This window comes from Nocardioides sp. LS1 (assembly GCF_003865225.1).
In the GTDB taxonomy this organism is placed as follows: Bacteria; Actinomycetota; Actinomycetes; order Propionibacteriales; family Nocardioidaceae; genus Nocardioides; species Nocardioides ginsengisegetis.
This window is the reverse complement of sequence record NZ_BIFF01000007.1, coordinates 206,598-218,791: the sequence shown is the minus strand read 5'-3', so window position 1 is coordinate 218,791 and position 12,194 is coordinate 206,598. Positions and strand designations below refer to the sequence as shown.

At 70.0% G+C, this 12,194-nt stretch carries 12 protein-coding genes and 1 pseudogene; 5 read left to right on the top strand and 8 right to left on the bottom strand.

Going from position 1 to position 12,194, the window contains the following annotated elements; all coding sequences use genetic code 11:
- Positions 1-6 precede the first annotated feature (6 nt).
- Entirely contained in the window at positions 7-1,860 is a 1,854-nt protein-coding gene (locus EJF31_RS20950; protein ID WP_221767688.1) for a fumarate reductase/succinate dehydrogenase flavoprotein subunit, read from the bottom strand.
- A gap of 1 nt (position 1,861) precedes the next feature.
- Positions 1,862-2,644, bottom strand: a complete 783-nt coding sequence (locus EJF31_RS20945) for a hypothetical protein (RefSeq protein WP_260431000.1) — start codon at positions 2,642-2,644, stop codon at positions 1,862-1,864.
- A gap of 182 nt (positions 2,645-2,826) precedes the next feature.
- Here EJF31_RS20945 and EJF31_RS20940 point away from each other — a divergent pair, with 182 nt between their 5' ends.
- The 5 genes from EJF31_RS20940 to EJF31_RS22205 all read left to right on the top strand — a co-directional run bounded on the left by EJF31_RS20940 (position 2,827) and on the right by EJF31_RS22205 (position 8,037).
- Positions 2,827-3,900 (top strand): glycosyltransferase, encoded by a 1,074-nt coding sequence (locus EJF31_RS20940; RefSeq protein WP_125039121.1) that lies wholly within the window; start codon positions 2,827-2,829, stop codon positions 3,898-3,900.
- Between the two features lie 88 nt (positions 3,901-3,988).
- Complete coding sequence (locus tag EJF31_RS20935) at positions 3,989-4,690, top strand: succinate dehydrogenase cytochrome b subunit (RefSeq protein WP_125039120.1); 702 nt, start codon at positions 3,989-3,991, stop codon at positions 4,688-4,690.
- Between the two features lie 19 nt (positions 4,691-4,709).
- Complete coding sequence (locus tag EJF31_RS20930; protein ID WP_125039222.1) at positions 4,710-6,728, top strand: fumarate reductase/succinate dehydrogenase flavoprotein subunit; 2,019 nt, start codon at positions 4,710-4,712, stop codon at positions 6,726-6,728.
- Positions 6,725-7,468: a succinate dehydrogenase/fumarate reductase iron-sulfur subunit gene (locus tag EJF31_RS20925; protein WP_125039119.1), complete on the top strand. Its 744-nt coding sequence runs from the start codon at positions 6,725-6,727 to the stop codon at positions 7,466-7,468. The genes EJF31_RS20930 and EJF31_RS20925 overlap by 4 nt, the downstream gene beginning before the upstream one ends.
- A gap of 335 nt (positions 7,469-7,803) precedes the next feature.
- Positions 7,804-8,037 carry a lipopolysaccharide assembly protein LapA domain-containing protein gene (locus EJF31_RS22205; protein WP_221767686.1) on the top strand — a complete coding sequence of 78 codons (234 nt, stop codon included), beginning with the start codon at positions 7,804-7,806 and terminating at the stop codon, positions 8,035-8,037.
- Between the two features lie 132 nt (positions 8,038-8,169).
- Here EJF31_RS22205 and EJF31_RS20915 read toward each other — a convergent pair whose 3' ends face one another.
- The 6 genes and pseudogenes from EJF31_RS20915 to trpS all read right to left on the bottom strand — a co-directional run bounded on the left by EJF31_RS20915 (position 8,170) and on the right by trpS (position 12,156).
- Positions 8,170-8,592, bottom strand: coding sequence for a rhodanese-like domain-containing protein (locus tag EJF31_RS20915; RefSeq protein WP_260430999.1), 423 nt, complete (start codon positions 8,590-8,592; stop codon positions 8,170-8,172).
- Positions 8,589-9,041: a cysteine dioxygenase family protein gene (locus tag EJF31_RS20910; RefSeq protein ID WP_125039117.1), complete on the bottom strand. Its 453-nt coding sequence runs from the start codon at positions 9,039-9,041 to the stop codon at positions 8,589-8,591. Before EJF31_RS20910 ends, EJF31_RS20915 begins: the two co-directional genes overlap by 4 nt.
- 241 nt (positions 9,042-9,282) lie before the next feature.
- A complete protein-coding gene (locus EJF31_RS20905; RefSeq protein ID WP_125039116.1) occupies positions 9,283-9,510 on the bottom strand; it encodes an SCO4848 family membrane protein in 228 nt (75 codons plus the stop codon).
- Complete coding sequence (locus EJF31_RS20900; protein WP_125039115.1) at positions 9,507-10,565, bottom strand: YihY/virulence factor BrkB family protein; 1,059 nt, start codon at positions 10,563-10,565, stop codon at positions 9,507-9,509. The genes EJF31_RS20905 and EJF31_RS20900 overlap by 4 nt, the downstream gene beginning before the upstream one ends.
- A gap of 1 nt (position 10,566) precedes the next feature.
- A complete protein-coding gene (locus EJF31_RS20895; protein ID WP_125039114.1) occupies positions 10,567-11,088 on the bottom strand; it encodes a 2'-5' RNA ligase family protein in 522 nt (173 codons plus the stop codon).
- 10 nt (positions 11,089-11,098) lie between these two features.
- Positions 11,099-12,156 (bottom strand): annotated as a pseudogene (gene trpS, locus EJF31_RS20890) (tryptophan--tRNA ligase).
- Positions 12,157-12,194: the final 38 nt, after the last annotated feature.

Sequence of the window (12,194 nt, the reverse complement as noted above, 5' to 3'; positions counted from 1 at the left end):
TGCCTCTCAGTCGAAGTACTTCTTGAGCTCGTCCGGCATCACCGGGAGCGGCTTCTCGTGCAGGTCGACCCCGGTGCCCTCGGCGTTGAGGTTCACGACGAGGTTCTTGGTGCCCCACTCGGCATTCGGGCCGGGGAAGTCGTCGCGGGTGTGGCCGCCGCGGGACTCCTCGCGCGCCAGCGCGGCCTTGGCGATGCACTCGCTGACGATCAGCATGTTGCGCAGGTCGATCGCGAGGTGCCAGCCGGGGTTGTACTGCCGGTGTCCCTCGACCTTCATCGACTTCGCGCGCACCTTGAACGCCTCGACCTCGGTGAGGGACTCCTCGAGCTCTGCGGCGGTCCGGATGATGCCGACCAGGTCGTTCATGGACTGCTGGAGGTCGGACTGGATCGTGTAGGGGTTCTCACCGCCCTCGACCTCGAACGGGGCGAGCGCGCTCCGCTCGGCCGCCTTCACGTCGGCCTCGTCGACCCGCGGCCGGTTGGCGCCCAGCGAGGAGGCGTACGCCGTGGCCGCCTCGCCGGCCCGCTTGCCGAAGACCAGCAGGTCGCCGAGCGAGTTGCCGCCGAGCCGGTTGGAGCCGTGCATGCCGCCGGAGCACTCCCCCACGGCGTACAGGCCGGTGACCGCGCTCTCCTGGCTGTCGGCGTCGACCTCGACGCCACCCATGACGTAGTGGCAGGTCGGGCCGATCTCCATCGGCTCCGCGGTGATGTCGACGTCGGCCAGTTCCTTGAACTGGTGGTACATCGACGGCAGCCGCTTGCGGATGAACTCGGGCGTACGCCGCGAGGCGATGTCGAGGTAGATGCCGCCGTGCGGCGTGCCGCGGCCGGCCTTGATCTCGGAGTTGATCGCCCGCGCGACCTCGTCACGGGGCAGCAGCTCGGGAGGTCTCCGGTTGTTCTTCTTGTCGTCGTACCACCGGTCGGCCTCCTCCACCGTGTCCGCGGTCTCGGCCTTGAAGAAGTCCGGGATGTAGTCGAACATGAACCGCTTGCCCTCGGAGTTCTTCAGGATGCCGCCGTCGCCGCGCACCGACTCCGTGACGAGCAGCCCCTTCACCGACGGCGGCCAGACCATGCCGGTCGGGTGGAACTGCACGAACTCCATGTTGATCAGGCTGGCGCCGGCCCGCATCGCGAGCGCATGGCCGTCGCCGGTGTACTCCCAGGAGTTGGAGGTCACCTTGAAGGACTTGCCGATGCCGCCGGTCGCCAGGATCACCGAGGGCGCCTCGAACAGCACGAACCGGCCGGACTCGCGCCAGTAGCCGAAGGCCCCCGAGATCCTGTCGCCGTCCTTCATCAGGTCGGTGACGGTCAGCTCCATGAAGACGTCGATGCCCAGCGCCACCGCGCGCTGCTGGAGGGTGCGGATCATCTCCAGGCCGGTGCGGTCGCCGACATGGGCGAGGCGGGCGTACTTGTGGCCGCCGAAGTCGCGCTGGGAGATCAGCCCGTCGTCGGTGCGGTCGAAGAGGGCGCCCCAGTCCTCGAGCTCCATCACCCGCTCGGGGGCCTCCTGCGCGTGCAGCTGCGCCATCCGCCAGTTGTTGAGCATCTTCCCGCCACGCATGGTGTCGCGGAAGTGCACCTCCCAGTTGTCCTCGGGCCACCGGTTGCCCATGGCGGCCGCGATGCCCCCCTCGGCCATCACGGTGTGTGCCTTGCCCAGCAGGGACTTGCAGACGATGGCCGTCCGGGCGCCGGACTCGTGGGCCGCGATCGCGGCCCGCAGGCCGGCGCCGCCGGCCCCGACCACCACGACGTCGTACTGGTGGCGCTCCATGCCGCCGGCCGACTCGCCGGACATCTCGTTGCCGGTCATGGGGTGCCGCGTGGAGGACTCGGTCATGTCAGAAGAACCTCGGGTCGTCGAAGACGTTGGTCGCGAGCAGGTAGATGTAGAGGTCGACCAGCGCGACGGAGAACAGGGAGTACCACGCGTAGCGGGCGTGGTTGGTGTTGAGCTTCGAGACGAAGGTCCACATCCGGTAGCGGACCGGGTGCTTGGAGAAGTGCCGCAGCCGGCCGCCGGTGATGTGCCGGCAGGAGTGGCACGAGAGCGTGTAGAGCCAGATCAACACCACGTTGGCGACCATCAGCACCGTGCCGAGGCCCATGTGGATGCCGTCGGACTCGCCCTCGGCCGGCCCGAACGCCAGGATCGCGTCGTAGCTGAGGATCAGCGCGACCACCACGGCGGCGTACCAGAAGTAGCGGTGGATGTTCTGGAGGATCAGCGGGAACCGCGTCTCGCCGGAGTAGGCGCCGTGCGGCTCGGCCACCGCGCAGGCCGGCGGGGAGAGCCAGAAGGCCCGGTAGTAGGCCTTGCGGTAGTAGTAGCAGGTCATCCGGAAGCCCAGCGGGAAGATCAGGATGACCAGCGCCGGCGACAGGCTCCACAGGCTCAGCGGCTGCCCGAAGTCCGAGGACCCGCTCACGCAGGAGTCGGTCAGGCAGGGCGAGTAGAACGGCGAGAGGTAGGGCTCGGCGTAGTAGTGGTGCCCGGCGAAGGCCCGCCACGTCGCGTAGACGACGAAGGCCGTGAACACCACGAAGGTCGCCAGCGGCGTGAGCCACCACCGGTCCGTCCGCAGGGTCTTGACGCCGATACGGGCCCTGGTGGGCCCGTTCACTCCTGTAGCCGTACGAGCGTCTGTCGACGCCATCGCCACCTCCGCTGGTCGGGTGCTGGAGGTGAGTCTGCACAGGTTGGGGCCAATGTGAAAGGGGCCACACCGCCACGTCTCAGCCACTGTTCATGCCCACGTCACGGCGATGCAGGGTGCGCGTCGCCTGCGCCGCCCACGTTGGCAGCATGAGGATCGCACTGGTCACCGAGACCTTCTACCCGGCGGTGGACGGCACCACGACGACCGTGAAGGCCGTGGCCGATCGCCTCATCGACACCGGTCACGAGGTGCGGATCATCGCGCCCGGGCCGGGTCTGTCGACCTACCGGCGCAGCCCCGTCGTGCGCACCCGCCCGCTGGAGAAGCCGGGCAGCCAGGTGCGCGACGCGCTCGCCGACTTCGCCCCCGACCTGGTCCACGTGACCTCGCCGGGGACGATCGGCCGCAAGGCCCTCAAGCACGCCCGCCGCCTGGGCATCCCCTCGGTCGTGGTCGAGCAGTCCTCGGTCCTCGACGAGACCGCGGACCACTGGCGCAGCAAGGTCGCCGACCGGGCCGACGCCGTCGTGGTCACCTCGCCGTGGATGGTCCAGCGGATGACGGAGTTCGGCGTGGCCGCCGACCTGTGGACGCCGGGCGTGGACACCGCCGCGTTCGCCCCGCAGCTCCGCGACCCGTGGCTGCACGCGAGCTGGTCCCGCGCCCGCTCGGCCGGCGGCCCGCTGGTCGTCGTGGGGTACGTCGGCTCGCTGCACCGGCGCCACGACGTACGCCGGCTGGCCGAGCTCGCGGCCGTGCCCGGCATCCGGCCCGTGGTCATCGGCGACGGTCCGCAGCGCGGCTGGCTGCAGGGCCGGCTCCCCCGGGCCCGGTTCACCGGCGCGCTCGAGACCGGCGACCTGACCGTGGCCATGCCGTCGCTCGACGTCCTGGTCCACCCGGGCCGCCACGAGACCTGCAGCCACGCACTGCGCGAGGCCGCGGCGAGCGGCGTACCCGTCGTGGCGCCGCGTTCGGGCGGCGCCCCCGACGTCGTGCGCAGCCTGGAGACCGGGCTGCTCTACGACCCCGCGGACCCGCACGGGCTCCGCCGGGCCGTGGCCGCGGTGGCGGCGGACCCGCACCGCGGGCTGCTCGGCGACCGGGCCCGCGAGCTGGCGGCCGGACGCACCTGGCACGACGCCGTGGACGAGCTCGTGGCGGGCACCTACGCCCGGCTGGCACCCGTCGTACGGCCCCTCGCCGACGCCCACGCGTGACAAAACCGCGGCAACCGCCCGGTAACCGGGCATATGTCACACTCCCCGCGGCATGGGGCACGGCCCCCGGACGGTAGCGTGGCCTTTCGTGGCAACGACGACCCTTGTCAAGGGAGCGCGCTCGACGCGCTCGACCATTGCACTCAAGCTCCTGATGGCCGTCAGCGGCATCATCTTCATCGGCTTCGTGCTCCTGCACATGTACGGCAACCTCAAGGCCTTTGCCGGCCATGACGCCTACAACGAGTACGCCGAGCACCTGCGGACCATCGGCGAGCCGATGCTTCCGCACTCGGGCCTCCTGTGGGTGATCCGGCTGGTGCTGATCGTGGCGCTCGTGGTGCACGTCTACTCGGCCGCGGCCCTGTGGAAGCGCGCCAAGCGCGCCCGCACGGTCCGCTACCAGGTGAAGAAGAACCTCGCGTCGTCGTTCTCCTCGCGCATGATGCGCTGGGGCGGCCTGACGCTGCTGCTGTTCATCATCTGGCACCTGCTGAACTTCACCGTGGGCAAGGTCAACGTGCAGGGCGGTCCGACCAACGACCCCTACAACCTGCTCGTGGACAGCTTCGACACGTGGTGGCTGACGCTGATCTACCTGGTGGCGATGGCCGCGCTGGGCCTGCACCTGCACCACGGCGTGTGGAGCTCGGCGCAGACGCTGGGCCTGACCAACAACGCGAAGGCGCGCCGCAACGCCAAGGGCCTCGGCTGGATCATCGCCGTGCTGATCGCCGGCGGCTTCTCGCTCGTGCCGATCTTCGTCCTCGCCGGCGTCATCACCAAGTAAGGACTCGCACATGACCGACATGCCGGACACCACCCTCACGTCCGACCCCTCGCACGACGCCCCGGGTGCGCAGAGCGACGACGCCGCGGGCTACTACACCCCCGGCGCCCCGATCGCCGACACCAAGGCGCCGGGCGGCCCGATCGCCGACCGCTGGCAGACCCGCAAGTTCGAGGCCCGCCTGGTCAACCCGTCCAACCGCCGCAAGCTGTCGATCATCATCGTCGGCACCGGCCTGGCCGGCGGCTCGGCCGCGGCCACGCTCGGCGAGGCCGGCTACAACGTGAAGTCCTTCTGCTACCAGGACTCCCCGCGCCGGGCCCACTCCATCGCGGCGCAGGGCGGCATCAACGCGGCCAAGAACTACAAGGAGGACGGCGACTCCGTCCACCGGCTGTTCTACGACACCGTCAAGGGCGGCGACTACCGCTCGCGGGAGTCCAACGTCTACCGCCTCGCCGAGGTCTCGACGAACATCATCGACCAGTGCGTGGCGCAGGGCGTCCCCTTCGCCCGCGAGTACGGCGGCCTGCTCGACAACCGCTCCTTCGGCGGCGTCCAGGTCTCCCGCACGTTCTACGCCCGCGGCCAGACGGGCCAGCAGCTGCTGCTCGGCGCCTACCAGGCCCTCGAGCGCCAGGTCGCGGCCGGCACGGTGGAGACCTTCACCCGCCACGAGATGCTCGAGCTGATCATCGTCGACGGCCGGGCCCGCGGCATCATCGCCCGCGACATGGTGACCGGTGCCATCGAGACCCACCTCGCCGACGTCGTCGTCCTGGCGAGCGGCGGCTACGGCAACGTCTTCTACCTCTCCACCAACGCGATGGGCTGCAACGTCACCGCGTCGTGGCGTGCACACCGCAAGGGCGCCTACATGGCCAACCCCTGCTACACGCAGATCCACCCGACCTGCATCCCGGTCTCGGGCGCGCACCAGTCGAAGCTGACCCTGATGTCGGAGTCGCTGCGCAACGACGGCCGGATCTGGGTGCCCAAGAAGGCCTCGGACTGCGAGAAGGACCCGCGCGACATCCCCGAGGAGGACCGCGACTACTACCTGGAGCGGATCTACCCCTCCTTCGGCAACCTGGTCCCCCGCGACATCGCCTCGCGCGCGGCGAAGAACGTCTGCGACGAGGGCCGCGGCGTGGGCCCGGCCGTCGAGGGCGTGCGCCGCGGCGTCTACCTCGACTTCAGCGCGGCCATCGAGCGCCTGGGCCGCGACGGCATCGAGGAGAAGTACGACAACCTCTTCGACATGTACGCCCGCATCACCGGCGAGGACCCCTACTCCACGCCGATGCGCATCTACCCGGCCGTGCACTACGTCATGGGCGGCCTGTGGGTCGACTACGACCTGATGTCGACGATCAACGGCCTCTTCGTGACCGGCGAGGCGAACTTCTCCGACCACGGCGCCAACCGTCTCGGCGCCTCGGCGCTGATGCAGGGCCTCGCGGACGGCTACTTCGTGCTGCCCCACACGATCCGCGACTACCTCGCGGACGGGCCCTTCGAGCCCGTGCCCGCCGACCACCCCGCCGTGGTCGAGGCCGAGCAGGCGGTGCGCACGCGCATCGACACCTTCATGAACAGCAACGGCACCCGCAGCGTCGACTCCTACCACCGCGAGCTCGGCAACATCATGTGGGAGTACTGCGGCATGGAGCGGACCGAGGAGGGCCTGAAGAAGGCCATCGACCTCATCCGCACCCTCAAGGACGACTTCTGGCGCAACGTGAAGGTCCTCGGCAGCGCCGAGAGCCTCAACCAGTCGCTGGAGAAGGCCGGCCGCGTGGCCGACTTCATCGAGCTCGGTGAGCTCATGTGCATCGACGCGCTCAACCGTCGCGAGTCCTGCGGCGGCCACTTCCGTGGCGAGTCGCAGACCGAGGACGGCGAGGCCCTGCGCCACGACGACGAGTTCGCCTACGTCGCGGCCTGGGAGTTCGCCGGCGAGGGCGAGGCGCCCGTCCTGCACAAGGAAGAACTGACCTACACGGCCATCGAGATGAAGCAGCGGAGCTACAAGTGAGACTGACCCTCAAGATCTGGCGCCAGGCCGACGCGGCTTCCGAGGGCGCCATGCACACCTACGACATCGACGACGTCTCCGAGGACATGTCGTTCCTCGAGATGCTCGACGTGCTCAACGAGGAGCTGCAGGCCAAGGGCGAGGAGCCGGTCGCGTTCGACTCCGACTGTCGCGAGGGCATCTGCGGCATGTGCGGCCTGATGATCAACGGCCAGGCCCACGGCCCCGAGGTCACCACCACCTGCCAGCTGCACATGCGCTCCTTCAAGGACGGCGACGAGATCGTCATCGAGCCCTGGCGCGCCGACGCGTTCCCGGTGGTCAAGGACCTCTGCGTCGACCGCGGCGCGTTCGACCGGATCATCCAGGCCGGCGGCTACATCTCGGTCAACACCGGCTCGGCGCCCGAGGCGCACGCCACCCCGGTCCCCCGCGACGACGCGCTGCGCGCGTTCAACGTGGCGACCTGCATCGGCTGCGGCGCCTGCGTCGCCGCCTGCCCCAACGGCTCGGCCTCGCTGTTCATGGGTGCCAAGATCACCCACCTCGGCGAGCTGCCCCAGGGCCAGCCCGAGCGCGACACCCGCGTCGTGGAGATGGTCGGCCAGCACGACCACGAGGGCTTCGGTGGCTGCACCAACATCGGCGAGTGCACCGCCGCGTGCCCCAAGGAGATCCCGCTCGACGTGATCTCCCGCCTCAACTGGGACCTGCACGCCGCGATGCGTCACGGCCTGTAGGTCGAGTCGGCGCACCTGCCGCGCTCCAGACCCTCGAGTCGAGACCCGGACGCTGGGGGTGGGGGTGGGACGTCATACGTCCTGGTCGCCGTGGCCGCCGCAGCGGATGACGTCCCGCGTCAGGTCGTCCGCGCGCGTGGCGGAGTCACGCTCGAGAAGGACCCTGGGCATCGCCCTTTTGGCGCGTCCTCACACACGCGAGGATGGTGGCGGTCATGACCACAGACCCATCCTCCCCGCGGACCGGCGACGGACCAACCGAGACCACCACGTCGGGGGCAGGTTCCTCGCCTCCGCGACGCGCCTCACGAGTCACTCGGGCCAGTGCCGCCTGGATGGCCACCGGCGTCGCCCTCGTGCTGCTGATCCTGCTCATCGTCTTCATCCTGCAGAACTCGACGAAGGTCGACGTCCAGTTCCTCGGCATGTCTGGCACCATCCCCCTCGGGATGGCCCTGTTCATCGCCGCGGTAGCGGGCGGCGTCGTGGTAGCCATCGCCGGGGTGGCGCGCGTGACGCAGCTGCGGATGAGCGCCCGCCGCATCAGGCACAGCACATCCAGCCCCTGACACGAACCCCGGACCTCGCGTCACGGGGCCTGTTGAGATGCCCTCACGTGCCGCTGATGGTGCGCCGGCCTCGGCTCAGGGATTGAGCAGGCGACGCGACTCGCGCGAGCGCGTCGAGATCCACGGGTCGCGTCATGGCAGGGGGTCGGCTGCGACGGGCAGGCCGGCCTCCCGCCACGCAGCGAAGCCTCCGACCACGTCGGTGGCGCGGTGGATCCCCAGCTGCTGCAGCGCGTGGGCGGCCAGCGACGACGTGTAGCCCTCCTGGCACAGCACGATCACCCGGGCGTCGTACGACGCCTCCGGGACCCGCGCTTCGCTGCGCGGGTCGAACCGCCACTCGAGCACGTTCCGCTCGATCACCTGCAGCGGGAGTGCGGGGTCCACCTCACCCTCGGCCTCACGCTGGGCGGCGGGCCGGATGTCGACGAGGATGGCGTCGCCCGCGAGCAGCTCGCGGTGGGCCTGGGCGGCGTCGACGCGGTCGAGGTGGGAGCGGGCGTCGGCCAGCATCTCGTCCACGCCGTCGTAGCGGGGCGTCTCGTCACCGCTCACCAGCCCTCACCGGCCCTCTCGACCCCGATCGCCTCGATGCGGTCCCCCAGGAAACGGTAGCGCGTCATCACCTCCAGCCGCGGAGAGTAGGCGTGCAGGGACACCGCCGGCCTCGCCGAGGTGTTGCGCACGTCGTGGACGTGGTCGGGGGCGAACTCGCGGGCGTCGCCCACGCCCAGGCGGCAGACCCGGAGCGCCCCCAGCCAGCTGTGCTCGACCAGCGTCCCCTCCAGCACGACGAACGCCCCGGACGCCGGTCCGTGGTCGTGCCAGTCGGTGCTGGTGCCGGCAGGCCAGGCGATCAGCCACATGGTCACGTCGTCGTGCGACGGCAGCTGGAGCCAGGACCTCTCGGTGGGGTGGCGCTGGACCAGGTCGACGAGGCCGGGGTCCCGGGCCTGGTCCCGGAGGGTCTCGAGCAGGGGAAGCGTGACGGTGAGGTCGGACATGCGACCAATGTATATCAACTACATAAACTTACACTGCTAAGACGTCGCACATGTCCCGCCGGCGACGACATCACGGCCAAGGGCCCAGGTGCGCACGATCATCATTTCCGCGCGCCCCGTGATGATCCTGCGCACGCACGAGGGAGGAATCGCCGGTGAACCGGCGATTCCGACCCACACAGCTCCCCAAGCCACCTCACCCGCGACCGCGCGGCGCAGGAGAGTGCCGGGGCAGCAGGAATCAGGAGGACCGCGTCGCCCGGAACGCCTTCGCAGCGAGGGCCCCGAGCACGGCGGCGATGACGAGGTCCACGATGATCAGGATCGTGTGGGCGACCCAGTAGCCGGTGGGGTGGGACTCGCCGCGGGAGTGGGCCGCGGAGAGGTTCTTGGCGAACGTCAGCCAGATGAGGACGTTCCAGAGGGCCACCACGAGGAGCAGCCAGGCGTGCTTGCGTTCGAACTTCACGAGTCCTTCTTCCGGAGAGCGGCGACGAGTCCGAGCGCGGTCACGCTGCCGGCGGCGAAGGGGCCCACCCAGGTCCGGCCGGGCGCCGCCATCGTGGACTCCTGCGGGACGTGGTCGACGGTCACCGGCGGCGACGGCGGGCCCTGCACGGGCTCGGCCGGGTCGGCGACGCGCTGGGCGCGCGCCTCGGGCGTCGTGTGGGCGAAGGCGGCGGCGTAGAGGACGACGCGCGAGAAGTAGTTGATCCAGACGAGCAGGATCAGCGCGATCCCGAAGGCCTGGAAGGCCGGCTGGCCCTTGGTCGAGGCCAGGAGGTACTGCGAGGCCTGCTTCAGCACCTCGAACAGCACCGCCCCGAGCAGGGCGCCACGCCACAGGGAGCGGCTCGGCGTGGGCGGCTCGGCGAGCAGCTTGAACATGAGGAAGAACAGCAGCGTGTTGGCAGCCAGGCCGAGGACGACGGTGACCAGTCCGACCACCCAGCCGAGCTGGGTGCCGAGGCCCAGCCAGTTCAGCAGGTTGCCCGAGAAGCCGCGGGCGAAGCCGGCCACCGCGACCGTGACCAGCAGCACCAACCCGATCGCGGCCAGGGTGAGCAGGTCACGGGCCTTGCCGCGCACGAACCCGGGCTGCTGCTTGGCTGGCAGCTCGAACACCACGGTCAGCGCGTCGCGCAGCGCCGAGACCCAGCCCAGGCCGGAGTAGAGGACACCCAGCACGCCGACGAGCCCGGCCCAGCCGGAGAAGGTGCGGATGTTGGCCAGTGAGATCTGGCCCTTCTGGTCGCCGATCAGTCCCGGCAGCACCGACTCGATCGCGTCGCGGAGGTTGTTGTTGGCCGCGGGGTAGACCCACGACACGTAGCCGACCACGAACACCGCGAGGGCCAGGATCGGGAAGAAGGACAAGAAGCCGAAGTAGGTCACCGCGCCCGCCTGCTGGCCGGCCTTCACCGCGCCGTAGTGCTGCTGCATCCGCACCGCGTGGTCGACCGAGGGTCGACGGCGGCGCAGCTCGGCCAGTCGGGCGGTGGCCCGTTCCTTGAGTGATGCCATGTCAGGAGCGTGCCCCGCAGAGCGGGAAGTCACGCGTCGGCTGCCAGCCGATCTTCTCGTCGTGCACGTAGAGGTGGAAGTCGTCGACGTCGAAGGTGCAGTCGAAGCCCGCGAGCTCCTCGAAGGCCCGGTCGAGCAGGTCGTCCGCCAGGTGGTGCGCGACGGTGACGTGGGGGTGGTAGGGGAACGAGATCTCGACGTCGAGCGGACCACGGCGTACGGCGGCCGCGAGCTGCTCGCACTGGGAGATGCCCTCGACCAGGGTCACGAAGACGACCGGCGAGACCGGGCGGAAGGTGCCGGTGCCGCGCAGGTGGACGCAGAAGCCCTCGGTCTCCCCCGCGACGTCGGCGAGGTGCTGCTCGATCTCGGTGAGGTCCTCGTCGGTGACGTCGGTCGGCGGGACCAGCGTGATGTGCGTGGGGATCATCGCCGCGGTCGTGTCGCCGATGGCCGTGCGGTAGTCCTGGAGCTCGGTGGCCCAGGGCTCCGGGATCGCGACGGCTACTCCGATGGTCGGCATCTGGAAAACCCTACTGGCTCGCGGCGACGAAGCCGACCCGCTGGTAGACGTCGCGCAGGGTGGCCTCGGCCACCTCCCCGGCCTGCTGGGCGCCACGCTTGAGCACCTCGGTGAGGTAGGCCTGGTCGTCCAGCAGCTCGAGGGTGCGCTCCCGGAAGGGCGTCACGAAGTTGACGACGATCTCCGACAGGTCGCCCTTGAGGTCGCCGTAGCCGCGGCCGGCGTACTGCTCCTCGAGGTCGCTGATCGCCTCGCCCGTCAGGGCGGAGTAGATCGTGAGCAGGTTGCTGACGCCCGGCTTCTTGTCGGTGTCGAAGCGGACCTCGGCCTCGGAGTCGGTGACGGCCGACCGGATCTTCTTGGCGCTCACCTTGGGCTCGTCGAGCATCTCCACGATGCCGGCGGGCGAGGAGGCGGACTTCGACATCTTCGACGTCGGGTCCTGCAGGTCGGCGATCTTGGCCGTGGCCTTGAGGATGTAGGGCTCGGGCAGCCGGAAGGTCTTCTTGTAGCGGTGGTTGAAGCGCTGCGCGAGGTCGCGGGTCAGCTCGAGGTGCTGGCGCTGGTCCTCGCCCACGGGCACGAAGTGCGGGCGGTAGAGCAGGATGTCGGCCGCCTGCAGGACGGGGTAGGTGAACAGCCCGACGGAGGCCGCGCCCTCGCCGCCCTTGGCCGACTTGTCCTTGAACTGGGTCATCCGGCGGGCCTCGCCGAAGCCGGTCAGGCACTGCAGCACCCAGCCGAGCTGGGCGTGGGCAGGGACCTGGCTCTGGATGAAGATCGCCGAACGGTCGGGGTCGATGCCCATGGCGAGCAGCTGGGCCGCGGCGCGCAGGCACCGCTCGCGCAGCACCTTGGGGTCCTGCTCGACGGTGATCGCGTGCAGGTCGGCGATGAAGAAGAAGGGCTGGTAGTCCTGCTGGAGGTCCACCCACTGGCGCAGCGCGCCGAGGTAGTTGCCGAAGTGGAACGAGTCCGCGGTCGCTGGATCCCGGAGAGCACACGCGGCCGGGCCGTCGCGGAGGCTGCCGCGGACACGGCGACCTGGGGTTCGGTCGTGGTGGACATGGCCGCCATTGTTCACGATCCGGCCGCGCCCGACCCGT